The sequence below is a fragment of the Desulfurococcaceae archaeon genome, from assembly GCA_038845865.1.
Classification (GTDB): domain Archaea; phylum Thermoproteota; class Thermoprotei_A; order Sulfolobales; family Desulfurococcaceae; genus UBA285.
Genome location: JAWBQJ010000001.1, coordinates 468,393 through 495,059, shown reverse-complemented (window position 1 = coordinate 495,059; position 26,667 = coordinate 468,393). Strand labels below are relative to the sequence as shown.

Below are 26,667 nucleotides of genomic sequence, written 5' to 3'. Positions count from 1 at the left end.
TGTGTCTACAAGTGTATCAAAGCCGGAACTAATCAAAGCAATTCAAACAGCCGCGAGAACCGGTCACGTAGTGTACGGTTCTAGAGAGGTAACTAAGCTTGCTCTACATGGAAAAGCAAAGCTCATTATAATCGCGGTAAACGCCCCTCCCGAGGTCAAGAACGACGTTACGCACTACGCCAAGTTGAGTAACATACCAGTGATATTCTTCGATGGCACCAATGTAGAGCTTGGAGGCGTTATTGGAAGACCGCACAGCGTCGCCGTTCTCGCGGTAGTGGATCCCGGTCAGTCGGGTATTTTAGAGATGGTTAAAGGTGAACGGTAATTGAATAATAACAAAGTACAAGTGAGGATTACACCGGAGGAGTTCCGGTACATGGCCCTACTAAGCGAGTTCACTAACACGACGGTAAGGGATTGCATAATTGACGAGGAAAGCAACCGTATAATATTCCTAGTAAATCCCGACGAAGTGGGTAAAGCGATAGGTCCGCGCGGATTTTACGTGCAGCAACTCAGGAAGATACTCAATAAGAACATTGAAATAGTCGGTTACAGCGACAAGTTAGAGGATCAGGTGAAACTCGCCCTCACGCCGGCTAGAGTCACGGATATGAAGCTCGTAACGAGACCCGACGGTACAAGAATACTCTACGTAGCAGTGCACCCTTCAGACAAGGCGATAGCTATTGGTAAGGGGGGTAAGAACATACAGAAACTAAGGTTAATACTTAAAAGACACTTTGGCGTGGACTCCGTAATAGTTGCTTAAATGTGTTTTTAAGATAGTTTAGAATAGTGAATAACGGGCTCCAAGCGTTCGAGGTGCTTATAAATGCCTGGAAAGAAGGGTCCCAACGGGCTTTACGCGGCGAGAAAGCTTAAAGAGAAGAGGAAAAAGTTCAGGTGGTATCAACGAGAATACAAGTGGAGAGCGCTTAGAAAGGCCGGGCTAACCAAGGACCCGCTAGAAGGGGCGCCCATGGCGCGCGGCATTGTATTAGAGAAAGTAGGTGTAGAGTCACGTAAACCCAACTCTGCTCTTAGAAAATGCGTTAGGGTTCAATTAGTAAAAAACGGTAAGGTTGTTACGGCCTTCGTGCCGTGGGATGGCGGTATAAACATGATAGACGAGCACGACGAGGTCGTCATAGAAGGCATTGGTGGAACGCTCGGCGGGGCTATGGGTGACATTCCGGGAGTGAAGTACAAAGTAGTAATGGTTAATGGCGTTTCGCTTAAAGCCCTATGGTTAGGTAAAAAGCAAAAACCCGTTAGATGAGCAGGTGCACTTAGTTGAGCGAGCAAGCTGCAGGCATTCAACTGGAAATAGAAGAAGTGAAGCTGTTTGGGAAGTGGAGCTACAACTGGGTTGACGTTAGAGATCCCAGCTTGAAGAAATACTTGTGCTTTAAGCCAGTACGTCTACCGCACAGTGGCGGTAGGCACGAGCACAGAAAGTTCGGTAAGGCAGAAGTGCCCGTGGTGGAGAGGCTAATAAACAAGCTCATGATGCCTGGTAGGAACACGGGGAAGAAGCACCTAGCCTATAACATCGTGAAAAAGGCATTCGAGATAATATACCTCAGGACAGGGGAAAACCCCCTTCAGGTCTTAGTGCGCGCGATAGAAAACTCAGCGCCTAGGGAGGACACTACGAGGATAATGTACGGTGGTATAGTCTACCACGTATCGGTGGACGTATCACCGTTAAGGCGCATCGATGTAGCACTAAAGCACATCACGGAGGGTGCCAGGTTAAAGGCGTTTAATAATCCACTACCCATAGAAGAGGTGCTCGCCGAGGAGATAATACTAGCGGCGAATAACGATCCAAAGAGCTATGCCGTTCAAAGGAAGGACGAGATAGAGAGGATAGCCTTAAGTAGCAGGTAGCTTTATTTTCGATCGTCCCGCAAGAGTCCCCGTGCGCACTGCTCTCGAAGACGCCTAGAACGATTGCGAACACCTCTACATGAATGCGTTCCCCGAGCAGTACAGCGAAATAGCGCTCTAAGTTCAACCTCAACCAACTGGGATAAGCCAGTAAAAGCCAAAACGACCTCATAGCATCGGTGCCGTTAATGGTTAAAGCTACTTGTGCATGTAGAGTCTTGCCTGGAGGGTAAACTTTATAAGCATAATTTACAATCTACCGAGAAAAAGGTACAGGGGATTAAGATATGAGCTTTGTACAGAAACCCCACTTGAACCTGGTAATAATAGGGCACGTAGACCACGGCAAAAGTACAATGGTAGGTAACTTGCTGTACCGTCTAGGGTACTTCGACGAGAAGACTCTAAGGGAGCTGGAAGAGCAGGCCAAGAAGATGGGTAAAGAGAGCTTCAAGTTCGCCTGGTTGCTTGACAGGCTCAAAGAAGAGAGGGAGAGAGGCTTAACAATATCTCTATCCTACATGAGGTTCGAGACCAAGAAGTACTTCTTCACTATTATTGACGCGCCGGGACACAGAGACTTCGTTAAGAACATGATTACCGGTGCAAGCCAGGCTGACGCCGCAATACTCGTCATAAGCGCAAGAAAAGGCGAGTTTGAGGCTGGCATGAGCGCGGAGGGACAGACGAGAGAACACGCCATCTTAGCGAGGACGATGGGTATAAACCAGCTAATAGTGATAATTAATAAAATGGACGCTACGGAACCACCCTACAGTGAGAAGAGGTACAAGGAGATCGTAGAGATCGTGAGCAAGTTCCTAAAGAGCATCGGCTACGATCCGGGCAAGATACCTTTCATACCGATATCCGCCTGGACTGGCGAGAACCTGATAGAGAGATCACCTAATATGCCGTGGTACACGGGGCCAACCCTCGTCGAAGTCCTCGACACGTTGCAAATCCCGCCAAAGCCCGTAGATAAGCCCCTTAGACTGCCAATTCAAGACGTCTACTTGATATCAGGTGTAGGCACAGTCGCAGTCGGTAGGGTAGAATCGGGTGTTTTGAAAACGGGCGATAGAGTAGTAGTAATGCCACCAGCGCTCGCGGCCGAGGTCAAGTCTATCGAGACTCACCACGTTAAGATAGAGAAGGCGGAGCCCGGAGACAACATTGGTTTTAACCTAAAGGGCGTAGAAAAGAAGGATCTCAAGCGCGGTGATGTAGTCGGGCACCTTGAGAACCCGCCAACGGTTGTTGACGAATTCACAGCCAGAGTAATGGTCGTGTGGCATCCCACGGCCATAGCAGTTGGATACACGCCGGTAATTCACATCCACACCGCTAGCATCGCGTGCAGAATCACGGAAATCGTGGCCAAGATCGATCCGAGAACTGGTAAGGAACTGGAGAAGAATCCCCAGTTCATTAAGCAGGGAGATATCGCGATCGTGAAGTTCAAGCCCATAAAGCCGCTGGTAGCAGAAAAATACGCGGAGTTCCCAGGACTCGGAAGGTTCGCAATGAGAGACATGGGTAAAACAGTAGGGATAGGGCAAGTAATTGAGGTAAAGCCTACTCAAATAGCTATTAAGAAGTAAACAACAAGAGTACTTTTTAGCGTAAAGTAGAAATTTGCTTTTTCGACATAATAAGTAGAAGGGATCGTGGTTGTCTTCGCAGAGAATGGTTAAGATCAGGATGTGGAGCACTAACGTGAAGGTACTCGAAGACTTTGTATCAAAACTAGTTGACATAGCGAAGAAAAGCGGTGTTAAGGTTAGTGGACCTGTACCCCTACCCACGAAAAAACTCACGATAAGAACACTTAAACTACCTCACGGAGAAGGCAAGAAAAAGTATGAAAAATGGGAAATGAGAATACATAAAAGGCTGCTCTACGTGGCCGAAGACGAGCGGGTAATGAAGCAACTAATAAGGGTTAGAGTGCCACCGGAGGTGTGGATCGAGATCGAGCTTTGAAGGGAATTTAACCCTCCGAGTTTTTATATTTCTAAGTGGGAAGCCGGGGTGCCCGAGCGGCCTAAGGGGCTGGCCTGGAGAACGATTGGAAAGCCAGTGGGGGTTTGACCCCCGCGCGGGTTCGAATCCCGCCCCCGGCGTATTTCGAGTTTTTAAGGCTTTTTTAGAATAGAGTTTAAAAGCCCTATAAGGTCTTTAAGGATGAACTAGGGTTTACGTATCTACAGTGCTTACGGTGAAGAATGTTTGAAGAGGGAATTCAGGAGGATTATCAGAATATTGGAAACGGACGTGGACGGGGAGCTTCCACTAATATATGGCCTTTCAGTAGTCAAGGGCATCGGGCACAACTTCGCGTTAGCGGTCTGTAAGACGCTAGGTCTAGACTCCTCCATGAGAACAGGCTATTTGACAGATGACGAGATCAAGAATATTGAAGCCGTGGTGAGGGAGCCGGGTAAATACGGTTTGCCTACGTGGTTTTGCAATAGAAGAAGAGACCGCGCTACCGGCGAAAACATACACTTAACCGGTGCTAACCTGCTATTTTACGTCAAGGAGGACATAGAACGCGAGAAGAGGATGAGGAGCTGGCGCGGAATTAGGCATGCACTAGGCTTGAAAGTACGCGGTCAAAGAACTAGGACTACCGGTAGAACCGGCATAACGGTCGGCGTGAAGAGGAAGAAGACCACCCAGCAACAAAAGAAGTAGCAGGTGCGATCAGCATGGGCGATCCTAGGAAATCCCGAAGGATGTGGATGGGTCCTAGACATCCGTGGCGCAAAGAAAGGCTGCTCGAAGAATCCAGGTTAGTGGGCATTTACGGGCTTCGAAATAAAAGAGAGCTGTGGAAAACAACGACCCTGGTAAGATACTTTAGGCACCGTGCAAGAGCCCTACTCGTCGCTCCGCCCGAAGTGCGTGAAAGGGAGGAAAAAGTGCTCGTGGAGAAGCTAATTAAGTTGGGGTTGCTTAACGAGGGGGCTAAGCTAGACGACGTAATGAACCTCCACGTAGAAGACCTGCTTGAAAGGAGGTTGCAGACACTGGTTTACAGGAAGGGGCTCGCGAAGAGCATATACGAAGCAAGACAACTCATCGTTCATGGGCACATCGCCGTTGGTGGAAGGAGGGTGAGGTCCCCCGGCTATATAGTATCAAGAGACGAAGAGCAGCTGATAGGCTATTACCACAAAAGCCCACTTGCAGGAGTCCAGGCACAGGCCGCTTCGTAGTCCTCGTGCACGGGGTGAGCTAGGATGGCGTTCGCATTTCGGGAACTTAGATGGGGGATCGCACACATATACAGTAGCTCTAATAACACCATAATACACATCACAGACCTCTCGGGTGCCGAGACTGTTAGCATGTGGAGTGGGGGAAGAGTAGTTAAAGCTGACAGGGAAAAGCCGAGTCCTTACGCGGCTATGTTGGCGGCGTCGAGAGCTGCTACCGAGACCATGGATAAGGGTGTAACTGCATTACACATCAAAGTAAGAGCACCTGGAGGGCACGGCCCTAAGACTCCGGGACCGGGCACTCAAGCTGCTATTAGAGCCCTTGCACGCTCGGGATTCATAATCGGCAGAATAGAAGACGTCACTCCAATACCTCACGATACCACTAGGAGGCCGGGTGGTAGGAGAGGTAAGAGGCTCTAGCAGGTGTTTTTCTTGAAAATGGAAATACTCGAAAAGACGCCATTCTCGGTAAAACTACGCGTTAAGGATGTGCCTTTGCACCTCTTGAACTCGATTAGAAGGGCCTCCATGAGCGAGGTGCCCACTATGGCGATAGACTACGTCATATTCGTTGAAAACTCGAGCGTGTTCTACGATGAATACATTGCTCACAGGCTCGGCTTAATACCACTAAGAAGCGAAGAAGCCTACGATAGGTATAAGCCACCCGAAGAATGCGCTGAGGCTGGTGAGAAACGGGTGTTTTCAATGGACTGCTTCGCGAAGCTGGACTTAGAGGTAGAAGGCCCTGAAACGGGTGTGATTACCGTTTACAGCAAGGACTTTGTAACAAGCGACCCCTATGTGACTCCCGTTCACGAGAACATCCCCATAGTTAAGCTGATCAAGGGCCAGAGAGTGAAGCTCGAGGCGTTCGCGAGGCTTGGACGCGGTAAAGAGCACATCAAGTGGAGCCCCGTCACGGTAGCTGTGCACAAATACGTACCGGTAATCACCGTTAAGGAAACGTGCACGGCGTGCGGTAAATGCGTTGATGCATGCCCGCGTGGCATTTTACGAGTAGAGGGCTCCAAAGTCGCTGTAAATGAACTGCAAGCCTTATCCTGCAGTTTTTGTAGACTCTGTGAAGAGGTGTGCGATGTACACGCCATTAGCGTTTCTCACCGCGAGAACGAGTACATACTCTACCTAGAGCTCACGGGTGCTTTGAGTGCACGTAGTGTTCTTCTCGAGGCATCTAACATTCTCATAAAGAAGCTCGGTGAGTTAGAAGAAAAATTGAAAAACCTAGGTGTCATTAGATGAATCCACCCGGTAAAAAGACTAATTTAGTGTTAAGAGAGCTCATTGAGATCTTACTGAAGTACTCCAGCAAGTACAACGCCAAGGTCTGGAGGGCTGTGGCGGAGGAGCTGAATAAGCCCTCCAGAATGAGGAGAGCCGTAAACATAAGCAGAATTAACAGGTACACTGAGCACGGGGACTGCGTGGTCGTACCTGGAAAGGTTCTCGGCGCGGGCGAGCTAGACCACCCCGTAGTAGTTGCAGCATTTAGTTTTTCGAAAACGGCAATCGTGAAAATACAAAGAGCGGGGGGCCGCGCGGTAAGCATATTTGAGCTTCTGCGGGAGAGGCCGAACGGATCTAATGTGAAGATTATAGGGTGATGACGTGCAAGAAGCAGCACAGCCCATACTCTACGTAGATGCCAGTGGGCACGTGCTAGGTAGACTGGCAAGCATTGTAGCCAAGAAGCTACTTGAAGGGCATAGAGTCTACGTTTTTAACGTCGAAAAAGCCGTACTAAGTGGAGAGAAACGAAGAGTTATAGAAAGTTACAAGCTACTCTTCAGGGTAAAAACCCATCTAAATCCCGACAAGTACGGTATTAGAAGGCCTAGAAGCCCCGTTAACATATTCAAGCGCGCTGTGAGGGGAATGCTACCAATGGACAAGCCTCACGGCAAGGAGGCCTTTAAGAGGTTAAAAGCGTATATAGGGGTTCCACCAGAATACTCTAAAGTAGATCTTACGAGGTTCCCGGAGGCGATGTGCACTAGGCTACGTGGAGAGTACATAACAATTGAGGAGCTCGCGTTCGCGATGGGCTGGAGGGGTGCAAGAAAATGAGCCAGGGCGAGGCGGAGACAACTTATAAAATCGTGGTGGCGACGGGGAAGAGAAAGACCAGCATTGCACGAGCAATTATAAAACCAGGTGAGGGCAGAGTCTGGATCAACGATGTGCCGCTCGAAATGCACCCGGTTGAGATGGCCCGTGAGAAGATCGCAGAACCCCTAACCCTTGCAGGAAACCTGGCTAAGCTGGTCGATATAAGGATCAGTGTCAGGGGAGGCGGGGTCATGAGCCAGGCCGATGCGTGTCGCATGGCCATTGCGAGAGGCCTACTGGAGTACTTCAGTGGGCATCAAGAAGAACTCAAGAAGATATTTAGGGAATATGATAGACACATGCTAAGCGGTGACCCGCGGCAAACAGAGCCTGAAAAATGGGGTAGGTATAGTGCTAGAAGGAGGTGGCAGAAGAGCTACAGGTGACCGGCTATGCTATTCCCTGTAAGGTGTTTTACATGTGGTGCAACAATCGGCCATCTCTGGGAAGAGTACATTAAGAGAATTAAGCGCGGAGAGCATCCGAGTAAGGTTCTAGATGACCTGGGCATTAAAAGGTATTGCTGTAGAAGAATCTTTCTCTCACACGTAGACGTTGCCGACGAAATACTTCATTTCCCCAAGATCTCTTAAGGTGATCATGATGTCGGATGAGGCAAGGCAGCAGATCACGATCGAGCTCCTCGTACCAATAGATAAGTACCTCTCTGCGGGAGTCCACATCGGAACACATATTTGTACAAAGTTCGCAGAACCCTTTGTATACAGGGTGCGCTCAGACGGCGTTTACATTCTTGACATCAAGAAAATAGACGAGAGGCTTAGAATAGCGGGTAGGTTCCTGGCAGGATTTGACCCCACGAAAATAGCCGTGGTGTCAGTTAGATTGTACGGTAGGAAACCCGTTGAAAAGATGTGCCAGTATTTACAGTGCAAGCCGTTCACAGGCAGATTCTTACCAGGAACGTTCACTAATCCGACGCTTAAATGGTACTTTGAACCAGATGCGATTGTTTTAGCCGATCCCAGGGCGGATTCTCAGGCGTTAAAGGAGGCAGCTGAAATAGGAATACCCGTCGTTGCCTTCGTAGACACGGATAACAAGACGGAATATATCGACCTAGTAATACCCGGTAACAACAAGGGGAGAAAAAGCCTCGCCCTTCTCTACTGGATCCTGACAAGGCAGGTGCTGAGGGAGCGGGGCATAATACCCCCTAACGCGGACCTGCCTGAACAACCAACAGAGTTTGAAACATCCGTCTAACCGCCCCCTTCCCGGTTTTATAGCCTAGTCTAAAGCGGCTTACTGCCGGTTCTCCCAGGCTTTCCTCCATGGTTCGTCACGAATCTGGGAAACTGGGGGGTCCGTTATCCGTTCTTTACTTTACGCTTTCTCACCGTTTCCAGGATTACCGGTTTTCATTGGTGGTCCACCTTCATGCCTATTGATGGGCATTCCGGTTAGATGCCGACCGGACACGAGTCCCGCATTCCAAGGTGGAGGGGATCAGCTAGTAAATAAGCCCGCGTAACATATAAAAGTATTGATATAGCAAGGTGGGCCGTTTGAGGAAAGTTAGGCGTCCTGCGGTTGCAGGGTATTTTTACCCTAGTGATAGAGGCAGACTTATAGAGAGCATTGAGTGGTGTTTTAAACATAAGCTCGGTCCTGGAGACCTGCCCAAGCTCTCTACTGAGAGGAGAAGAAACACTATCGGATACGTCGTACCTCACGCGGGCTACATGTACAGCGGCCCTATTGTAGCACACGCGTACTATGACATGGCAGGAGAGGGCATCCCAGAAACCGCGATCATTCTGGGCACTAATCACACGGGATACGGTAAACCCATATCCATATACCCGGAGGGACTGTGGGAAACCCCTCTGGGTCAACTACAGGTCGACTCAGAATTGGGCACACTAGTGACTAAGTACAGCGAGCTCGCGGACTTTGATGTGTACGCGCATTTGGAAGAGCACTCCATCGAAGTTCAACTGCCATTCCTACAGTACATATACGGTGATAAGGTAAAGATTCTACCGATAGTCGTGGGCATACACACCCCTGAAGCGTCTAAAGACCTGGCATCGGCAATACTCAAGGCTACCAGAGAGCTTAATCGCGACGTAGTGGTCTTAGCCAGTAGCGACTTTAACCACTACGAGCCGCACGAAGTAACGGTCGAGAAGGACATGTCAGCTATAAACAAGGTTCTTGAGTTAAATACCGAAGAGTTCTACAGAACTATAGTTGAAAGAGACATAAGCATATGTGGCCCAGGAGGTATAATGACTTTAATGGAAATAGCCAAGTCCCTTAATGCGCGGGGAACTCTTTTAATGCACGCTACGAGTGGCGATGTCGGGGGGGATAAATCAGCCGTTGTGGGCTACGTCAGCGTAAAGTTCTACCTATAAAAGCAGAATAGAGGCTGTGTCCAGCACGCCTACTGGTGCTCGGCGTGGACGAGGTCCACATCCGGCGAAAACTAGAGCACATAGGTATATGCTTGAAAGAAGACACAACGTTCGAGAACAACTGTAAAGAGCTCTTCGACGAGATTATACTCATACACCAGGCACTGCCTGGTGTCGACTACAACGAGGTAGATCTATCAACGGAATTTCTAGGTTACGAGTTAAAAGCCCCTCTGGTAATAGAGGCGATCACTGGAGGCCATGTCCAGGTAAAGGCAGTCAACGAGAAGTTGGCGATGATCGCGAACGAATATGGCATTTCCATAGGGACCGGTAGCCAGAGGCCGATCCTGACGTCTAATTTCAGCGATGAAGTGGTCGAAACGTATAGGGTTGTACGGGAAAGGGCTCGGGACGTGCCCGTAATAGGCAATATAGGCATTACACAAATCCGCCTCCTCAGCGTTGAGGACGTAAAAAGACTTGTAGACAGTATACAAGCCGATGCACTAGCTATACACTTGAACCCCGCCCAGGAGCTCGTCCAGCCAGAAGGTGATAGAAACTTTAAAAAAGACATATTACTTAGAATAGCTGACCTCGTCAAGGAGCTGGGAATCCCCATAATGGTAAAGGAAGTCGGTAATGGGCTATCCATGGAGACTATTAAGAGCTTCCGAGAAATGGGGGTCAGGATATTTGACGTTGCGGGAGCTTGCGGGACGAACTGGGTTAAGGTAGAGGCATATAGGAACCCCGAGAAGTCTCTTTTACGCGAAGTTGGGCTATCGCTGTCCAACCATAAATGGGGCATACCTACCCCCCTTTCCCTTGTTGAGTCGAGGGCGGCGAGTCCCGATTCAACGATTATAGCTAGCGGAGGTGTCTGGAACGGTATTTATGCGGCGAAAATGTTCGCGCTTGGCGCGGATCTTGCCGGCTTTGCGCGTCCAATACTTAAGGCGCTCGTGGAGCACGGCTATGAAGGGGCTAGGAAATACCTAGAAAGGTACATTGCTGAGTTAAGAGCCGTAGTATTCCTAGCCGGTGCTGAAAATGTCAGAGAGCTACGGGCAAAGCCCATAGTGCTGGGACCCCGGCTGGTCGGCTACATGAGTGCCCGAGGTATAAATGTCGAGGACTATATCAAGAAAACGAGACGAGGCGCAATTGGGTGAGCGAGCAATACTCGTTTCCCGAAGTATACGTCGCCGGCGTTCAAGGTAAAAAGTGCCTTTGCGATGAGAACGGGAAGTATGTTGTCGTGCCCTGCGCAGGTGATCTAGGCTTTTGCGTTAAAGTTTACGGTAGCATTCCCTACGAACAGGCGTTAAACTATATCGACCTACTGGAAGCAAGGGTACGCGTATCGATGGCTATTTTACAGGGTAAGCCCGGAGAAGCAGTGTATGAAGGCTTCCTATTGGAAAGGGGTGTAAATGTGTGCCTCCAGGAGATATTGGGAAACCACATGTACCTCTACGTGAAGGAGGGCATGAGTATTGAGAGAGAACATACCATCGCGCACGTTATAACGGGCAAGTTAGAGATAAGAAGTATCAGGTCTACGTGTGAAGGGTTAGTTGCCCTCGTAGTGGATATGCCCTGGGAGGAGCCTAGGAAAGCAGTAGTGGTGGTTACGAATGTCTATAGACCAGTCACTGCTAGAAAAGGTACGTGAAACCGCATACAAGCATGCACTTTTAAATGCGGTTAAGCACGAGGGAAAGGCCGATTTAAAGGCCGTTACCTCAAAAGTGGCTGCCGAGCTTCCCGAAGTACGCAAAAATATGAAGGCAGTTATTGAACTCGTGAAGAGCATCGTGGAGGAAGTAAATAGGCTAACTCTCGATGAGCAGCTTAGAATAGTGAAGAGCAACTGGCCAGAGCTACTCGAAGAAAAGGTACAGGAGTTTAAGAGGGAGCTCCCACCCCTACCCAACGCAATAGAAGGCAAGGTCGTAACGAGGCTAGCGCCGAACCCGGACTTTTCACTTCACCTAGGTAATGCAAGACCGGCTCTTCTAAACTACTGGTACGCGAAGATGTACAAGGGCAAAATGATCTTGAGGTTCGAAGACACCGATCCCAGGATTAAAGCGCCGTATCCTGATACTTACGAGTCCATCAAGATGGACTTGAAATGGCTTGGCATCTCTTGGGATGAGGAGTACGTTCAGAGTATCAGGCTTCCCATATTTTACGAAGTGGCCAAGGAGCTGATCAAGCGCGGGGGCGCATACGTGGATCTTTGTGACAATAAAACTTTTAAAGTCTACAGGAACCAGGGCAAGGCGTGCCCTCATAGGGACAAGCCGGTGGAGAATCAACTGAACGAGTTTGAAAAAATGCTAGGAGGATCCTACGGGGAGGGAGAGGCCGTTTTACGCATTAAAACCGACTTACACCACGTAGACATAAGTGTCCGTGACTGGGTCGCTTTCAGGGTCATAGATACGACGAAGACCCCGCACCCGATAACGGGTGAGAAGTACATCGTATGGCCTACTTACAACTTCGCAGCGGCCGTAGATGATCATTTAATGGGTGTAACGCACATTCTCCGCGCGAAGGAACACATCACTAACACTGTTAAACAGAAGTACCTCTATGATCACATGGGCTGGAAATACCCGGAAACAATACACTTCGGAAGACTTTCACTCGAAGGAGTCATACTCAGCAAGTCCAAGACAAAAAAGTTGATAGCTGAAAAAGGCATAATTTCCTACTCTGATCCGAGGCTAGGAACGATCCAGGGCCTTCGTAGACGCGGTATAGTGAAGGAGACTGTGTGGGAATTAATAAAAAGTGTCGGCGTAAAGGGCATCGACGCCAGGATAACTCTTGTGAACTTGTACGCGATCAACAGGGCAATCGTGGATCCTGCTGCCAATAGGTATATGGCCGTTGAAGAACCGGTGTACTTGGTGTTGCGTAATATAAAAGACGAGTTGAAAGCCCTCATACCCATCCACCCCTCGAGAAAAGAGCACCATACCTATGTAATTGCAGATGGCGCGAAGGTCATGGTTTCTAAAAGCGATTTTCATAGCGTACGGAGTGGTCTATTTAGGTTGATGGGCCTTGCGAACTTCGTCGTTAAAGGGACCTGGGAATCCGAAGGGATGCTAGTGTACGTAGCTGAACTACACAGTGTTGAGCACGATGTCGCTAAAAAGTACAATGCACCGATTATACAGTGGGTTCCTGAGACCGAGCACGTAAAGTCGGTGATGCTAAAACCCGTGGGATTGGAATTAGAGGAAAGGACTCTTTACATCGAGCGTCGTGTACTAAACGAAAAAGTCGACTCAATCGTTCAGCTATACAGGATTGGTTTTGCCAGGGTAGATAGCGTCCACGAAAACGCCATAACGCTGATCTTCGCGCACGAGTAGGTAGATGATTCAAGTTTATAAGACTTGTTTCGCTATTAAACACACTATACGGGACGACTTGAGGAGGAGGATGACCATGTCAAAACCGTTTTACATAAGGTTCGACGTACCACCGGAGCTAGCCGAGAAGACGTACGAGGCCGTGAAGAAGGTCCGTGAAACAGGCGGGAAGATAAAGAAGGGCACTAACGAGACAACTAAAGCGGTTGAAAGAGGCTTGGCAAAACTCGTCATCATAGCAATGGACGTAGACCCCCCCGAAATAGTCGCGCATTTACCAATACTCTGCGATGAGAAGAAAATACCATACACTTACGTACCGAGTAAAAAAAGGCTTGGCGAGGTCACAGGCATAGAAGTCGCAGCAGCGTCGGTCGCGATCATCGAGGCGGGAGGCGCGAAAGACCTAGTTGACGAGATCGTCAAGAAAGTCCAGGAAATTAGGGCGCAGCGCGGTGTGTAGGTAATACGTAACTAGTACACAACAATATAACAGTTAGGATATTTTTGTATTCTTATATTCTTAAACCCCATTCAGCGCCACGATTTTTAACCACTCATCTCCTTGTTGTTAATTTCCTTGCTTCTCTCTCAGTCTCTCTGAGAACAATTATGTCCCCAATTCTTACAGGGCCTTTTACGTTTCTAGTAATAACCCTTCCCTTATCCCTACCTTCGAGTATTCTGACCCTAACTTGCGTTATTTCGCCTGTTACACCTGTACGGCCCAGTATTTGTATGACCTCGGCCGGAAAACCTATCTCCTCTACTATATTTACCTTGGGGGGTTCGAATACGATCTTTGCGGCGTGCCCATCGTTCTCCGACAAGCCGTTCACCACTCGTAAAGCCGTTGAGGAATAATACTTTTAAAGCCTTTTAAAAATCTATTACTAAGCCTTAGAGGAGAAGTGATTATGCCACGGCAGTCCAACTGCTCATTCTGCGGAAACCCGGTAGAGCCTGGTACGGGATTAATGTACGTGCTAAACGATGGAACTATACTGTGGTTTTGTAGTAGGAAGTGCTTTAAGAGCTACCGAGTAGGTAGAGATCCGAGGAGGTTGAAGTGGACTAAGAAGTACAAACAGCAAACTAGGTAACAACCGTCTCAGCGTTACTACCGAGGAACCTGAAAGATAACACCGTAGAGCGGGTCGGTTTTTCTCTTTACTTTAATGACCTCCTCGAGTACCACCTTCTCGTCTTCTCTCAGCTCGTTACTGAATTTCGTTAACCACGAGACCGCGTGTTCTTTGGGAATATCGGTATACAGCACATCTCCTTCGTCTATGTGCCTGCCTACCATTACCTTGCCCTTAATGCTAATGGCGACTCTCTGCCCTACTATCGCTTGTTTTAACACGTTATCTCGGTCCCTTATCTGCATTATTACACCGACCTCCACACCGTCGTCCCTCATGAGCGGGTAACCTGGTCTTATCGTCCCGCCGAGTACCTCTACGCCGACAATCACGGGCTCGCTTCTTCTAAACACATAACCAGGAAGAATCCTCACCTTGCCCGGCCTTACGAGGCTTTCAAGCTCTCTCAGCTTTGCTCGCTCCTTAGATTCTCTTAACCACTTCAAGTAGTCGTCCAGTAACTGGTATATCACGTTATTGACGAATACCGGGATCCCCTCTCTCTCGATAATCTCCTCCGCCTCTTTAAGTACCTTGGTGTTGAATACGAGGATTACTCCGTATTCGGGTTTTGATTTCCCAACGACAGCAGCTTCTATGGTATCGTTCTTCGTTACGGGCCCCACGTCTGCTAGCCTTATGGGGATGTTCTCCCTTCGAAGGGCCTCAATTAAGGCCTCGAGAGATCCGAGGGTATCAGCCTTCACAACTACGCCATCGCTCTCAGTTTTAAACCTTATGTACTTAACCTCCTCTAAAACAAGCTTTGTGTAATCCTCGGCACTCGTTTGCGACGGTATTACGTACAGTGGTGTCCCGGCTATCACGTCTTCGAGGTTAGGAGCGGCAATTTTCACGCCGGCAGCAGCCGTTACCTCTTCAACTTGAATGAACTTACCCTCGTGCATCCTCATGTCCTGTAATGGTCTCGGAAGCAGTAACGCCCTCACGTGGGATACCGTATACCCGTGTCTCGTTGCGACGACAAACATGTCGTTTTTCCTCACCACGCCATCGTATATTATCACGTCTAGCGTTATTCCCAGCCCTTCTTCTTCTTTCACTTCGAGCACTATTCCCTTGGCTGGCTCGTTGCTTGTAATAAGCCTCTTCTTCATAAACTGCTGTGACAACCCGGCAATTAAGGCTAAGAGTTCTGGTATACCTTCACCAGTCTTAGCCGATACGGGCACTATCGCGACCGTTTTCCTGAAGTCCTTAACCCTGTCAAACCTCTCTGCCTCGTAGGTGAATTCGTAGAGTTGCCCAATTATGCTGTAGATCCTTTCCTCAAGCTTGTTAATCGTCCTAGGGCTTTGCTTTTTAATCGACTCTAAGAACGAGGAGTCGGGGTGTGAGATCCACCCCTCAATTCTGTCGATCTTGTTCGCCGCGACGATGAAGGGAACCTTTCTCTCTTTGAGTAGTAAGAGCGCTTCGCGTGTTTGGGGCTTAATGCCCTCCATGATGTCTATTACTAGTATTGCCATATCGGCTACACTACCTCCACGTCTACGTAAGCTGGCGAAGAGCTCGTGTCCCGGCGTGTCGATAAACAGTAATCCGGGTATTTCTATTCTCAATTTTGGAAACAGCTTCTTAAGCGGCTCTGAGAGCTTCTCTAGCACGCTAGCCGGTACGATGCTTGCACCGATGTGCTGTGTGATCTCGCCTGGTTCCTTCCTAGCCACAGCTGTACCTCTAATTTTATCGAGTAGTGTTGTCTTTCCATGGTCTACGTGCCCGAGCACTGTTATAATTGGTTGTCTAATCCGCGCTTCCGCCGCCGTCACCACAAATGCACCCAGCAATAGAATATATAAACGCCTTAATTAATTGGGAATACATGCCACCGGGTAACTGGTGGCGTGACCTATGCCGGATTTCAAAATAGTCATAAGCGACCCGGAAGCCCCGAAGAAGTTGAAAACGGTGAAGGTGAAGGTTCAAGGAGACCCCGATATACCGTTCACGGATAAAATGAAAGAGCAGCTCGAGCTACCCGTCATAAAGTTGAACTCGAAGCTACTTGGAGAACTAGAAGCACAGCACGGAATCGTGGTTGTAAGAATGAGGAGGCCCGATACAGGCGATAAGGTTAAAATGGTTGGTAAGGTGGTGATTGATGACGGTGTGCCGGAAGGCACCGTAAAGGTTAGCCTAGCCAAGTTGATAGACTTAACTGGGACGCAAGAGCTGGATGGCGAGGTTTTTAGAGCGCCAGCTTGGCAGATTAGAGTAAACGATGACAGGACGAACTCATTTCTAGGGCTTAAGATAGGCGACGAAGTATCGGGCGAGGTATTGGGGCTTAAAAACGTAAAGCTCGTAATAACGGGAGGTAGCGATATCAGCGGCTTCCCCATGAGGCCGGACATACCGGGACCGGTGAAGAAGCGAGCACTGGTTTCAAGGCCTCCCGGGTTTCACCCGAAGGAGGAAGGTGAACGGCGTAGAAAAACTACGAGAGGGAACACCATAGCCTCCGATATTGTTCAAATAAATACGAAGATCAAGTACGAGTAGTAACCATGCCGGGTGGTCATTTGAGCACAGCTAAATTCAGACCGCCGGAAATCAACGTAGGCGTCGTGGGGCACGTCGATCATGGGAAGACAACGCTCGTTCAGGCGCTTACAGGAATATGGACGGCGAGACACAGCAAGGAAATAGAGCGCGGCATGACGATATTTCTTGGCTATGCTGACGGCAATATCGCGTACTGTGCGGACGTGGAGCCGCCCGATGCCTATACGATTGAGTTAACATGTCCAGGCGGCTCCGAGGCAGTACTGCTAAGAAGAGTTAGCTACGTTGATGCCCCCGGGCACGAAGCCTACATGACGACCATGCTCAGCGGGGCCATGGTAATGGATGGAGCTATACTCGTTATAGCGGCTAACGAGCCTTGCCCGCAACCCCAAACAGTAGAGCACTTGATGGCATTAGAGGTTCTCGGCGTTAACCACGTAGTCATAGTTCAGAACAAAATTGACGTAGTGAGTAGGGAACATGCACTTAAAAATTACGAGGAAATACGCAACTTCGTTAGAGGCACAGTAGCTGAAAGTGCGCCGATAATACCGGTGAGCGCGTTGCACAGGATCAATATTGACGTGCTACTACAGGCTATACAGGAAACTGTGCCTGCACCTCAAAGAGACCCCGCCAAGCCACCAATAATGTATGTTGTGAGGAGTTTCGACATCAATAGGCCTGGAACACCCTACAACATGATCCAGGGAGGCGTCATCGGCGGGTCCCTACTTCAAGGGAAACTCCGGGTTGGCGATGAAATAGTAATACTCCCGGGCGTAAAGACGCCGAAGGAGACTGGTAAGGCTAGAACCTATACATATGAGCCCGTGACGACGGTTATCGAAGAAATAAGGTATGGCGATCTACAAGTAGAAGAAGCCTTACCCAGCGGATTAGTGGCTATAAGAACTACGTTAGATCCGTCACTTACAAAAGCCGACCAGCTTGTAGGATCAGTCGTCACTAAGCCCGGTAACGACGTACCAGTCACAACGGCTATTGGAATATTGTACCACGAACTCGAAAGAGTTGTAGGCATTAGGGGGCAGCCAATCAAGCTCTCACCACTACAAGCAGGGGAGAAGGTAATCGTAGCCATTGGCTCGGCTATCCGCGTCGCGTCCATTAAATCAACTAGAAAGGACTACGTTGAAATCAAACTAGATGAGCCCGTCGCCGCGTGGAGGGGTTCGCGAATAGCTCTCGGTAGGCGTGTAATGGCCCGATGGAGACTTGCGGGTTGGGGTATTGTCCAAGACGTCTACTGATAAAAGCCCAATAGTAGTCCTCGATACGAACATGGCCATGCTTATGGCGAGTGGAGTACCCGTTCTAGACCACATAGAAGAAGAACTCGAGGCGAGACCCAGGTTCGTGGTCATAAGGCCCGTCTACGAGGAGCTCGTCAAGATAGCAAACAGTGTTACCGGTACTGCGAGAAAACAGGCACTCTTCGCGCTCGAACTCGTCAACAAATTCTGCGAAGTAGTGGACTACGAGTTACTAAGTGGCGAGGACGTGGACGATGCCATCGTGAGATACGCACTGGAAACCGGCGCAATAGTCGCCACGAACGATCGGATACTGAGGAGAAAACTCCGAGAGCTCGGAGTGCCGGAAGCTTACTTCAGGGAAGAGGGAAGAAGGGTTAAAGTTGAGGGATACTATAAATAACTCTAACTCCCTATAGTAATATCCAGTCATCGCGAGGAGGTGCTTAGCGGTGTTCGCGATCATGAGGACGAGAGACCACGTGAGGGTGCCACCCACCAAATTCAACAAGTCGCTAGAAGAGGCAGTATTGGAGGAGCTTAAAGAAAAATACGAAGGGGCTTTAGTGAGCATGGAGCTCGATGGGCGGGTTCTAATGGGCATTGTGACGGCCATTTTAAATGCCGAGGTCGATCCGGTGGGCCTAATAATACCAGGAGACGGTGCGTCATATCATAAAGTCTCGCTCGAGGCACTGGTATTTACACCCTTCGAAAGGGAGGTTGTTGAAGGAGACGTCGTCTCTGTAACTCGTGCAGGACTCTACGTAAACCTTAGTGTTCTCGACGGGTTTGTACACATAAACCAGGTGGCAGATGAACGGGTAGTATTCGATACGGCACGCGGCTCTTTACTACTCGAAGAAAGTAGGAGGTACGTAGATAAGGGTGATGTGGTTCGCGCGAGAGTGTACGTTACGGGCATATTACCCGGTAAGGGTTTAAGAATACACATGACCATGAGGCAGCCTGGATTAGGCAAATTAGAGTGGCTTAGAAAGCAGGAGCGGTGACGCAATAGATGAGTAGCCGGTCTAAAAGCAGGCCGTTTAAGGCGTGTAGATCCTGTAGGGCGCTGGTAGAACGTGAAGTGGAAGCATGCCCCTTCTGCGGTTCAAAGGACTTTGCAGACGAGTGGGACGGCGTGGTCATAGTCATAGATCCCGGGATCTCCGAGGTAGCGAAGACGGTTGAAATAAAGAGTAAAGGTAGGTTTGTTGTTAAAATCGAGTAAACCTCTCAGGGTACCTGCCCTCGAGCTACCACATCAGTTTAGGCAGGACTTCTCCTTACCGCAAGGAGTGCTAGTAGTGCACCCGGAGAAAGGGGTCGTGAAAAAGCTCCGCGTAGACGTGGCTGTGGGAGACATCGTGTCGCAGAGGCACGATGCGAAGGTTAGAGTGCTTGATTACAGGACGAAACGCGTCAGTCTTTCAAACGCCACTAAACCCCACGAATGCGATGTGCGTGTTATAAACCCACCGGGATATCTAAGTTTAAACAGCATATCATTGATCACCTCGATGGAAGAGGGCTCTCTATGCGTCATGGGCGAGGAGGACCTACTGGTAGTACCGTTCTTGTCGCGGGAGTGCAGGTTGATCATCTACGGGCAGCCGGGCACCGGCATAGTCCTGGTTGGGTCGCGCGTTGAAATGGCTTTAAAGGTTTTAAAGATACTTAAACCAGCTATAGTACAGTATAGTTATGAAACATCGCCAGTGGTGTTAAATAATGAGCAAACACGTGAGGATACTAGATAGGTACGACGCAGAAGTAGTCGAGGAAAGGTACAATCCACTAATTAGGAGATTAGAGGTTGTTCTAAGAGTTATACACGTGGGTGAAGGCACGCCCAGTAGGGGGGCACTCAAAACCGGTATTGCTAAACTCTACAATAGAGATCCTAGCCTAGTCTATATAAGAAAAGCTGAGTCCAAATACGGCTTCTGCGAAACGCTGATCGAGGCCCACGTGTATGATGACGCTGAGCGTGCAAGGAAATTTGAACCAAAATACATTGTTGAGAGGGATGAGGAATCGCTTAAAAAGATGTCTTTGCAGTAGCTTGGAGGTGCTTATACGTGCCCTACATACACAAGCTCTACGAAGTTGATTACAGTAAGTGGACCGTGAAGAGAAAGAACAAAAAGTGCCCTCGTTGCGGCTCGTTCATGGCATTTCATAAACAGCCAGTACCCCGCTGGCACTGCGGTAAATGCAGTTACGTAGAGTACGTGAAATAGCCATCTCGAAGAATACGGCGCAAAGGCATGGCGGCTTTTCAACGAGAACATGTTTTAAACGTGTTAGTCCCTCGAGCAGACGGGACGGTGAGGATTTTAGGGATAGAGTCTACGAGCCACACGTTCGGTGTCGGCGTACTAGAGCACTACGATGACGTAGTGAGGTTCTTAGCTAACGTTTCCAGTCAGTACAAGCCCTCACGCGGAGGTATACACCCCCGTGAGTCATTCGAACACCACGTTAACAACGCGTACAAGGTCTTGAACGAAGCCTTGAACAGGAGCGGGCTTAAACTCAGGGATGTAGACGCGTTCGCGGTAGCCGTAGGACCCGGCCTCGGACCCTGCATAAGGGTCGGTGCCAGCTTAGCCCGATTCCTGTCTGCATACTTCAATAAACCAGTCATACCGGTTAACCATGCTGTAGCCCACATTGAAATAGGCAAACTCGTGAGCGGCATCCACGATCCGGTAATCGTCTACGTATCTGGTGGCAACACGATGGTCGTCGTTCAGAAAACCCACCGATATAGAGTCATCGGTGAAACGCTTGACATACCGCTTGGTAACCTACTAGATACGTTCGCAAGAGAAACCGGCATAGCGCCGCCTTACACGATAGATGGAAACCACGCCGTGGATGTCTGCTCCGAGTGGGGTAGCGAGTACTTACCACTCCCTTACACGGTTAAAGGCTGCGATTTAAGTTTCTCGGGGCTCCTCACAGCAGCACTGCGCGCTGCTAAAAGCGCTTTACCCGATAAAAGAAGGCTTGGAGACGTATGTAGAAGTCTAAGGGAAACGGCATTTAACATGCTGGTCGAAGTTACTGAAAGAACGCTAATGCTCACGAACAAGGAGGGCATACTCCTCGTTGGGGGCGTGGCCGCCAATAAGGTTCTCCGCGAGAAGCTGGAGTCCGTTGCGAACTACTATGGCGTAAAGTACTATGGCACATCTCCCGAAATAGCAGGCGACAACGGGCTGATGATCGCGTATGTGGGGCTACTCCAGTACCTGTACGGCGTGCGCACCACGCCTGAAAACATTGTGGTAAGGCAGAGATTTAGGCTTGATGAGGACGCATACCCATGGTTGCCTTGACCAGGCCTGTACCCGTTTCTCGGGGAGCAGAGGCGGAGATCTACCTAGTAGACTTCTTCGGGGTGAGAGCAGTAGTTAAAAAGCGCGTAAGCAAGCCCTATAGAAACCCGCTTTTCGACAAGGTGTTCATACAGTCCAGGACCAGAGTAGAAGCTAGAGTCCTCTCTGAGCTTTATAACGCGGGTCTTAGGGTCCCTGCAGTGCTACTTGTCGATGACGAGAACGGAGTGATAGTAATGGAATATATTAAGGGTATACGGGCATCCCAGGTATTCGACAGTCTAGACGGCAACGCCCTGGTATCTATCGCCGGGGAAGTGGGCAGGTTTGCCGCTCAAATGCACAACATGAAGATTTACCATGGGGACTTCACCCTGGCAAACCTACTGCTGAGCGACCACGGTGTAGTAGTCATAGATTTCGGGCTCGCCGGCTACAGTACTGACATAGAGGAGTACGCCATAGATTTGCACCTGATGAGCAGGAGCGCCTACGTCGCAGACCCCGAGAAAGCTAAAAGCTTCACCGAGCACGTGCTGGAAGCTTACAGTGGTAGCTACAAGGGAAACGCCGAAGAGGTGATTAAGAGAATGAGGGAAATAAGTATAAGGGGGCGCTACGTGGACAGGGAGCTGAGAAAGACCGTGATGAGGGAAAGGTACATTGAATAGGATATGCGTTGTAACAAGCAATAAACACAAGTTCGAGGAGATCCTAGAAGTCGCGAAGGAGTATAGTGTCGAACTCGAGATGTGTGAGGGCTTTAAGCTCGAGTTCCAAGCCGACAACATCGAAGATGTTGTTTTAAAATCCGCAATGCTGGCACACATCCTCCTAAATAGGCCAGTACTCGTGGAAGATGCTGGCCTCTTCATAGAAGCGCTCAACGGGTTTCCTGGGCCTTACAGTAGCTACGTTTATAGAACGATAGGGATAGACGGGATCTTAAAGTTATTAAATGGCGTCGAAAACCGTAAAGCGTGCTTTAAGTCCGCTGTTACATTGGTACATGACAAGGGAGTTTTCACCTCTACCGGAGAGGTCTGCGGAGTCATCCCCAGCACTCCCCGCGGGTCTGGAGGTTTCGGGTTTGACCCCATATTCGTGCCAAGCGGTGAAACGAGGACATTCGCGGAAATGAGCATTCGTGAAAAGAACCTCTACAGCCACCGTGCGAAGGCCGTTAGAAGGGTCTTTGAATCGCTCATTAAGGTTCTTGCTAATGCTGTACATTTATAAGCCACAAAATGAAATCTAGTGAGATGATTAGGTGCTTATGATGAACAAGAGACGGGATAGGGGACAATCGCACTCCACAAGGCCTGCAAGAGCCGGTCCACCAAGGTGGTTGAAACTAGACATGAGTCCAAGTGACATAGAGCTACTGGTTTTAGAGCTTGCTAAGAAGGGATACACGCCGTCAATGATAGGGATTATTCTAAGGGATCAGTTCGGTATACCGCTCGTTAAACAGGTAATCGGTAAGAAAGTCGAGGAGATCCTGGAAAAACACGGTATAAAGCTCGTAGTGCCCGAAGACCTCTTCAACTTAATGAAAAGAGCCGTGAACCTAAGAAGACACCTCGAAGAGCATCCCAAAGATTACCACAGTGAAAGGGGGTTAACAGAAATAGAGTCGAAGATTCACAGGCTTGTTAAGTACTACAAGCGCGCAGGAAAACTCCCCCTCGACTGGAAATACGACCCCGAAGCGGCCAAGCTGGTCATCTCGACAGGCATTTACAGGTTCCCGGAATCAAGTAGTTAGCATTTTATCGAGCGCTTCTTCACCCTCTTACAATGGGTGGTTTTTTGAGTAAAGGTGAAAAGAGCCTAACAGAATTCATCGAGGCTTATAAGAGCTTCGTAGTTATACCGGACACGTCGCCTGATTCACTACTAGCCGCGGGCCTTCTACTAAGGAAATTCGTAGACCACGGCCTTGACGTCAGGCTCTCACTAGATACGAAGCTCCTAGTGGACTACCCTACAGATCCCGCAATAGTTGTCAGCATATCTCCAGTAAATAGGCAAAACCACTTGCAACTAACAGCCGCTGAAAATAGCTCGATAACCGCGACAGTAGTATCCATGTTGGACAAGCTCGTGGGAGTTGACAAGTGGGATAAACTGCTAGCGGTGCTGGCAGGCCTCTACAGGGGACTCTACGATTTCAGGTCGGGGGCGTTTAGGGGAATCGAAAATACCTTCGCAAAGGAGCTTGCAAGCGAAAAGGTACTATACGAAGTTACCGGGTTAAGGTTTTGGGGCGCAAAGAGAAAAAGCCTCGTACAGGTAATGGCCAGGACGTTCATGCCGTTCATACCCGGGGTAACGGGCAACATCGATAAGGCACAGAAGCTGGTTGCAGATGTCTTCAAGGTATCGGACCCCTTCAGCGTGAAGCAAAAAGAGCTCCGCGCGGATGAAAGTAAAGACTACATTCTTTCCCTCATAAAAGTGCTCACAGAGGGGGCGAAGGACCCTCAGTTGGCTTTTAAGCTACTCGGGGACTTCTACATTTCATTACCAGAACTCGAAAGCGCGGGCGAGATCGAGGCACACGAGTTAATAGGTGGTTTTGTTGTCTACGAAAGCTTGTGCAGGCTATGCCCCGTAGACATAGCTCTTAGCTCCCTTGAAAAAAGCTTCTTCTCACAAATAATACACGTATACGAGGTTTACGTTGATAGGGTTGCGGCCTACCTCGCGCATCAAATAGATAGGGCAAAAACCGGTGAACCCGTTAGCGGCGATGAAACGATCAAGCGCCCCGATATCGTGGTAGACACATTATCGTACATTAACGCATTACCTAGGAGCAAGCCCGTAAAGCTGTTATTTGAAGGAGAGCAGGTGACCGTTCTCAGGGAGCTCTTAAGGGTAGGCGTTAAACCCGAAGAAGCTTACGCTACGTGTAGAGACGACCAGTTATGCCCGGCGAAGTAGAAGTAGCCATACAGGTCTCCTCGGAAAAGTGTGAACTTGTAACTGCGATAAGGAAGGCGCTGGAACCGGATAACGTTAGGGCCCCATCAGACATGAAAATAGAGGAGGCGATGGAATGGACATCTACAGGCGAGTGCATTTACAGAATTAAAATAAAGGTGAAAGGGGGTACAGAGAGGTCTTTGAAGAGAGCCCGGTCTACCGTCAACGAGGTTCTCGCGATCGTAAAAACCCTAGGTAAAGCATTCGAGCTCGCGATGAGAGAGAAGCGTGTTGGTGGAAACGCTTAATAAGCCTTTAAGATTTAAAGGGGTTTTCAGTAGAGGACGCGAGGTGCTTAAAAAGCTTGTCCACGAGACCCGTAATAAAAGATAAGTGGAAGGCGAAGAGATGGTACGAGGTGGTAGCACCGGAAATCTTCGGAGGCATTAGCCTGGGTACCATACCATCGGACGATCCCGATAAGCTTATTGGAAGGGTAATGGAGACCACTCTTTACGACCTTACCGGTGACATTACACAGGTACACGTCAAGTTGTACTTCCAGATCGTTAAAGTCGAAGGCGATAGGGCTTACACGAGGTTTAAGGGACACGAGCTAGCGAGAGACTACATGAAGAGCCTGGTCAGAAGGAAAAGTAGTAAGGTGCAGGGCATTTTCGACGTTCAGACGAGAGACGGCTACGTACTTAGAATAACAATAGTGTCTTTAACGAGTTATAGGTGTAAAACGAGCCAGAAGAGGGCGATCAGAAGGGTTGTAGGGGACTACATTTTACAGAAGGCAGCCGAACTCACGCTATCAGAGCTTATTCAAGAAGTCTTGAAAGGTTCGATCTCGAACGACATAGCCGAGCGAGCTAGAAAGGTATACCCTGTTAGGAGAGTCGAGGTGTACAAGACCAAGTTATTGATGATACCGACACCTGAAGGACCTAGACCCGCCGTCGTAGTTTCACCCATACAGCTTAAGCGCGCGACCCCTTCATAAGCGACCTCGTTTTCACTTTTACGTGTAGCGTAATCGCGTTAACCCGCGCACCCGTAGACTGGTCTCCCCTCTTCTCGGTTTTAAATAGGGAATGCCAGTTAGTAGTTGTTGAAGAGTGTGAGAGGGGCTTGACAAAGGCAATACTCCTCGCAGCGGGTGAGGGCACTCGCTTAAGGCCTGTCACGGAAACTAGGCCTAAATCCATGATCCCGGTTCTTTGTAAGCCCCTCTTGGAGTGGCATCTAAAAGCGCTACTCCGTAGTGGCGTGGAAACGATCTACGTTGTTGTAAGCTACATGAAAGATTACATTGGCAGGTACCTTGAAGCCCGGGGACTACTAGGTAGCAGGGTCAAGCTGATCGATCAGGGAGAGCCCAGGGGCACCGGCGATGCAGTCATAAAGGCGAGTGAAGCCGTCGGGCACGGTGAGGATGTTCTAGTTGTGTACTCAGACATTTTCTTGAGCGACTGGAACACCGTGCCAGAGGTGGCTTCGAGAAACGGCAACGTCATTGTAGGAGTCAAGTCTAGTAACCCAAGGGAATACGGGATACTCTATATGAAAGGGTCTTTCCTGGAGAAAGTCGTTGAAAAACCCGAAGCCCCGGAAACCGACATAGTTAACGCCGGTATATACAAGCTTAATACGAGCGACATACTTGAAAACGCTAACCTAACTCCAAGTCCACGCGGCGAGATAGAGTTAACGGATATAGTTAACAGAATAGCGTCGCGGAAGCCCATAACGGTGTTGCTATCTAGCACGGAGTGGATCGATGTCGGTAAACCGTGGCACATCATTGAAGCAAACAAAATCGCGCTCAGGGGAATAGAAACCTCCCTTAAAGGCAGAATTATCGAGCCCGTCCGCGTGGTGGGCAGGGTTTTCATAGATGAGGACTCGACAATTTACCCTTACACCACTATTGAAGGTCCCGTATACATTGGAAGAAAAGCCGAGATCGGCCCAAATGCCTACATAAGGCCGTGGAGTGTTATATGTGATAACTCGAAAATAGGCTTCTCGGTAGAAGTAAAAGAAAGCGTTTTATTCGAAAACGTGCACTCTCACCACCTATCATACATTGGTGATAGCGTCATATGCGAGGACGTAAACCTGGGTGCCGGAACAGTGCTGGCCAATCTCCGGTTCGACGAAAAGACCGTTAAGATGAGCGTGAAGGGCGTTCTCGTGGATACAGGTAGAAGGAAGCTAGGCGCAATCATAGGTGCTAACGTGAAAACGGGCGTAAACGTATCGGTAATGCCTGGCGTAAAGATAGGTTCTGGTAGCTGGATTCTACCTGGAACCGTTGTTTACAGAGATGTACCGAGCAACGTTATATACCCCCGAAGCCCACATTAAAAGATGAGT

At 49.2% G+C, this 26,667-nt stretch carries 39 protein-coding genes and 1 tRNA gene; 38 read left to right on the top strand and 2 right to left on the bottom strand.

What is annotated here, in order from left to right; all coding sequences use genetic code 11:
- Position 1 precedes the first annotated feature (1 nt).
- From QXU03_02690 to rpl7ae, 21 genes are all read left to right on the top strand, one after another.
- Positions 2–328, top strand: a complete 327-nt coding sequence (locus QXU03_02690) for a 50S ribosomal protein L30e (protein ID MEM2170646.1) — start codon at positions 2–4, stop codon at positions 326–328.
- Positions 329–775, top strand: coding sequence for a NusA-like transcription termination signal-binding factor (locus QXU03_02685; GenBank protein ID MEM2170645.1), 447 nt, complete (start codon positions 329–331; stop codon positions 773–775). It begins immediately after the preceding gene.
- A gap of 63 nt (positions 776–838) precedes the next feature.
- Positions 839–1,285 (top strand): 30S ribosomal protein S12, encoded by a 447-nt coding sequence (locus QXU03_02680; protein MEM2170644.1) that lies wholly within the window; start codon positions 839–841, stop codon positions 1,283–1,285.
- A gap of 14 nt (positions 1,286–1,299) precedes the next feature.
- On the top strand, positions 1,300–1,899 hold the full coding sequence (locus tag QXU03_02675; protein ID MEM2170643.1) for a 30S ribosomal protein S7: 600 nt from the start codon (positions 1,300–1,302) through the stop codon (positions 1,897–1,899).
- A gap of 287 nt (positions 1,900–2,186) precedes the next feature.
- Positions 2,187–3,503 (top strand): translation elongation factor EF-1 subunit alpha, encoded by a 1,317-nt coding sequence (tuf, locus tag QXU03_02670; protein MEM2170642.1) that lies wholly within the window; start codon positions 2,187–2,189, stop codon positions 3,501–3,503.
- A gap of 70 nt (positions 3,504–3,573) precedes the next feature.
- Entirely contained in the window at positions 3,574–3,885 is a 312-nt protein-coding gene (rpsJ, locus tag QXU03_02665) for a 30S ribosomal protein S10 (protein MEM2170641.1), read from the top strand.
- A 42-nt stretch (positions 3,886–3,927) separates the two neighbouring features.
- Positions 3,928–4,025 (top strand) — tRNA-Ser (locus QXU03_02660).
- Positions 4,026–4,131: 106 nt separating this feature from the next.
- Complete coding sequence (locus QXU03_02655) at positions 4,132–4,599, top strand: 30S ribosomal protein S13 (GenBank protein ID MEM2170640.1); 468 nt, start codon at positions 4,132–4,134, stop codon at positions 4,597–4,599.
- Between the two features lie 14 nt (positions 4,600–4,613).
- Entirely contained in the window at positions 4,614–5,123 is a 510-nt protein-coding gene (locus tag QXU03_02650) for a 30S ribosomal protein S4 (protein ID MEM2170639.1), read from the top strand.
- 24 nt (positions 5,124–5,147) lie between these two features.
- A complete protein-coding gene (locus tag QXU03_02645) occupies positions 5,148–5,549 on the top strand; it encodes a 30S ribosomal protein S11 (protein ID MEM2170638.1) in 402 nt (133 codons plus the stop codon).
- 18 nt (positions 5,550–5,567) lie between these two features.
- The gene (locus QXU03_02640) at positions 5,568–6,395 is read left to right on the top strand and encodes a DNA-directed RNA polymerase subunit D (protein MEM2170637.1); all 828 of its coding nucleotides are present in this window, start codon (positions 5,568–5,570) and stop codon (positions 6,393–6,395) included.
- Positions 6,392–6,757 carry a 50S ribosomal protein L18e gene (locus QXU03_02635; GenBank protein ID MEM2170636.1) on the top strand — a complete coding sequence of 122 codons (366 nt, stop codon included), beginning with the start codon at positions 6,392–6,394 and terminating at the stop codon, positions 6,755–6,757. Before QXU03_02640 ends, QXU03_02635 begins: the two co-directional genes overlap by 4 nt.
- Before the next feature lie 4 nt (positions 6,758–6,761).
- A complete protein-coding gene (locus tag QXU03_02630; protein ID MEM2170635.1) occupies positions 6,762–7,220 on the top strand; it encodes a 50S ribosomal protein L13 in 459 nt (152 codons plus the stop codon).
- Positions 7,217–7,648 carry a 30S ribosomal protein S9 gene (locus QXU03_02625; GenBank protein ID MEM2170634.1) on the top strand — a complete coding sequence of 144 codons (432 nt, stop codon included), beginning with the start codon at positions 7,217–7,219 and terminating at the stop codon, positions 7,646–7,648. Before QXU03_02630 ends, QXU03_02625 begins: the two co-directional genes overlap by 4 nt.
- A gap of 6 nt (positions 7,649–7,654) precedes the next feature.
- A complete protein-coding gene (locus QXU03_02620) occupies positions 7,655–7,855 on the top strand; it encodes a DNA-directed RNA polymerase subunit N (GenBank protein MEM2170633.1) in 201 nt (66 codons plus the stop codon).
- A gap of 10 nt (positions 7,856–7,865) precedes the next feature.
- The gene (gene rpsB, locus QXU03_02615) at positions 7,866–8,489 is read left to right on the top strand and encodes a 30S ribosomal protein S2 (GenBank protein MEM2170632.1); all 624 of its coding nucleotides are present in this window, start codon (positions 7,866–7,868) and stop codon (positions 8,487–8,489) included.
- A 293-nt stretch (positions 8,490–8,782) separates the two neighbouring features.
- Complete coding sequence (amrB, locus tag QXU03_02610) at positions 8,783–9,646, top strand: AmmeMemoRadiSam system protein B (GenBank protein MEM2170631.1); 864 nt, start codon at positions 8,783–8,785, stop codon at positions 9,644–9,646.
- Between the two features lie 44 nt (positions 9,647–9,690).
- Positions 9,691–10,824 carry a type 2 isopentenyl-diphosphate Delta-isomerase gene (gene fni / locus QXU03_02605; GenBank protein ID MEM2170630.1) on the top strand — a complete coding sequence of 378 codons (1,134 nt, stop codon included), beginning with the start codon at positions 9,691–9,693 and terminating at the stop codon, positions 10,822–10,824.
- On the top strand, positions 10,821–11,327 hold the full coding sequence (locus QXU03_02600; protein ID MEM2170629.1) for a DUF2118 domain-containing protein: 507 nt from the start codon (positions 10,821–10,823) through the stop codon (positions 11,325–11,327). The genes fni and QXU03_02600 overlap by 4 nt, the downstream gene beginning before the upstream one ends.
- Positions 11,290–13,047 carry a glutamate--tRNA ligase gene (locus tag QXU03_02595; protein ID MEM2170628.1) on the top strand — a complete coding sequence of 586 codons (1,758 nt, stop codon included), beginning with the start codon at positions 11,290–11,292 and terminating at the stop codon, positions 13,045–13,047. Before QXU03_02600 ends, QXU03_02595 begins: the two co-directional genes overlap by 38 nt.
- Before the next feature lie 76 nt (positions 13,048–13,123).
- Positions 13,124–13,510, top strand: coding sequence for a 50S ribosomal protein L7Ae (gene rpl7ae / locus QXU03_02590; protein ID MEM2170627.1), 387 nt, complete (start codon positions 13,124–13,126; stop codon positions 13,508–13,510).
- Positions 13,511–13,604: 94 nt separating this feature from the next.
- On the opposite strand, the gene QXU03_02585 is transcribed toward rpl7ae, so the two are convergent.
- The gene (locus QXU03_02585) at positions 13,605–13,877 is read right to left on the bottom strand and encodes a 30S ribosomal protein S28e (GenBank protein ID MEM2170626.1); all 273 of its coding nucleotides are present in this window, start codon (positions 13,875–13,877) and stop codon (positions 13,605–13,607) included.
- 87 nt (positions 13,878–13,964) lie between these two features.
- On the opposite strand from QXU03_02585, the gene QXU03_02580 reads away from it, so the two are divergent.
- The gene (locus tag QXU03_02580) at positions 13,965–14,150 is read left to right on the top strand and encodes a 50S ribosomal protein L24e (GenBank protein MEM2170625.1); all 186 of its coding nucleotides are present in this window, start codon (positions 13,965–13,967) and stop codon (positions 14,148–14,150) included.
- Between the two features lie 17 nt (positions 14,151–14,167).
- Here the strand turns inward: QXU03_02580 and infB are convergent, their stop codons facing one another.
- On the bottom strand, positions 14,168–15,988 hold the full coding sequence (infB, locus tag QXU03_02575; GenBank protein ID MEM2170624.1) for a translation initiation factor IF-2: 1,821 nt from the start codon (positions 15,986–15,988) through the stop codon (positions 14,168–14,170).
- 79 nt (positions 15,989–16,067) lie between these two features.
- Between infB and QXU03_02570 the strand changes: the two genes are divergently transcribed.
- The 16 genes from QXU03_02570 (at position 16,068) to QXU03_02495 (ending at position 26,658) form a co-directional block, all read left to right on the top strand.
- The gene (locus tag QXU03_02570) at positions 16,068–16,718 is read left to right on the top strand and encodes a 30S ribosomal protein S6e (GenBank protein MEM2170623.1); all 651 of its coding nucleotides are present in this window, start codon (positions 16,068–16,070) and stop codon (positions 16,716–16,718) included.
- A 20-nt stretch (positions 16,719–16,738) separates the two neighbouring features.
- Positions 16,739–17,998, top strand: a complete 1,260-nt coding sequence (locus QXU03_02565; protein MEM2170622.1) for a translation initiation factor IF-2 subunit gamma — start codon at positions 16,739–16,741, stop codon at positions 17,996–17,998.
- Positions 17,979–18,404, top strand: a complete 426-nt coding sequence (locus tag QXU03_02560; GenBank protein MEM2170621.1) for a 30S processome protein Utp24 — start codon at positions 17,979–17,981, stop codon at positions 18,402–18,404. Before QXU03_02565 ends, QXU03_02560 begins: the two co-directional genes overlap by 20 nt.
- Positions 18,405–18,453: 49 nt before the next feature.
- Complete coding sequence (locus QXU03_02555) at positions 18,454–19,014, top strand: DNA-directed RNA polymerase (GenBank protein ID MEM2170620.1); 561 nt, start codon at positions 18,454–18,456, stop codon at positions 19,012–19,014.
- 8 nt (positions 19,015–19,022) lie between these two features.
- Entirely contained in the window at positions 19,023–19,235 is a 213-nt protein-coding gene (gene spt4, locus QXU03_02550) for a transcription elongation factor subunit Spt4 (GenBank protein ID MEM2170619.1), read from the top strand.
- Positions 19,219–19,764 (top strand): DUF359 domain-containing protein, encoded by a 546-nt coding sequence (locus QXU03_02545; protein ID MEM2170618.1) that lies wholly within the window; start codon positions 19,219–19,221, stop codon positions 19,762–19,764. The genes spt4 and QXU03_02545 overlap by 17 nt, the downstream gene beginning before the upstream one ends.
- Positions 19,736–20,068, top strand: coding sequence for a 30S ribosomal protein S24e (locus tag QXU03_02540; protein MEM2170617.1), 333 nt, complete (start codon positions 19,736–19,738; stop codon positions 20,066–20,068). The genes QXU03_02545 and QXU03_02540 overlap by 29 nt, the downstream gene beginning before the upstream one ends.
- Positions 20,069–20,085: 17 nt before the next feature.
- Positions 20,086–20,247 carry a 30S ribosomal protein S27ae gene (locus QXU03_02535; protein MEM2170616.1) on the top strand — a complete coding sequence of 54 codons (162 nt, stop codon included), beginning with the start codon at positions 20,086–20,088 and terminating at the stop codon, positions 20,245–20,247.
- A 60-nt stretch (positions 20,248–20,307) separates the two neighbouring features.
- Positions 20,308–21,351 (top strand): KEOPS complex N(6)-L-threonylcarbamoyladenine synthase Kae1, encoded by a 1,044-nt coding sequence (gene kae1 / locus QXU03_02530; protein ID MEM2170615.1) that lies wholly within the window; start codon positions 20,308–20,310, stop codon positions 21,349–21,351.
- On the top strand, positions 21,339–22,022 hold the full coding sequence (locus QXU03_02525; GenBank protein ID MEM2170614.1) for a Kae1-associated kinase Bud32: 684 nt from the start codon (positions 21,339–21,341) through the stop codon (positions 22,020–22,022). The genes kae1 and QXU03_02525 overlap by 13 nt, the downstream gene beginning before the upstream one ends.
- Positions 22,015–22,590, top strand: coding sequence for an XTP/dITP diphosphatase (locus QXU03_02520; protein MEM2170613.1), 576 nt, complete (start codon positions 22,015–22,017; stop codon positions 22,588–22,590). Before QXU03_02525 ends, QXU03_02520 begins: the two co-directional genes overlap by 8 nt.
- Positions 22,591–22,630: 40 nt before the next feature.
- Positions 22,631–23,119: a 30S ribosomal protein S15 gene (locus tag QXU03_02515; protein MEM2170612.1), complete on the top strand. Its 489-nt coding sequence runs from the start codon at positions 22,631–22,633 to the stop codon at positions 23,117–23,119.
- 44 nt (positions 23,120–23,163) lie between these two features.
- Complete coding sequence (locus QXU03_02510; protein ID MEM2170611.1) at positions 23,164–24,300, top strand: hypothetical protein; 1,137 nt, start codon at positions 23,164–23,166, stop codon at positions 24,298–24,300.
- The gene (locus QXU03_02505) at positions 24,285–24,590 is read left to right on the top strand and encodes a KEOPS complex subunit Pcc1 (GenBank protein ID MEM2170610.1); all 306 of its coding nucleotides are present in this window, start codon (positions 24,285–24,287) and stop codon (positions 24,588–24,590) included. The genes QXU03_02510 and QXU03_02505 overlap by 16 nt, the downstream gene beginning before the upstream one ends.
- Before the next feature lie 56 nt (positions 24,591–24,646).
- On the top strand, positions 24,647–25,291 hold the full coding sequence (locus tag QXU03_02500; GenBank protein ID MEM2170609.1) for a 30S ribosomal protein S3ae: 645 nt from the start codon (positions 24,647–24,649) through the stop codon (positions 25,289–25,291).
- Positions 25,292–25,419: 128 nt separating this feature from the next.
- A complete protein-coding gene (locus QXU03_02495; GenBank protein ID MEM2170608.1) occupies positions 25,420–26,658 on the top strand; it encodes a sugar phosphate nucleotidyltransferase in 1,239 nt (412 codons plus the stop codon).
- Positions 26,659–26,667 lie beyond the last annotated feature (9 nt).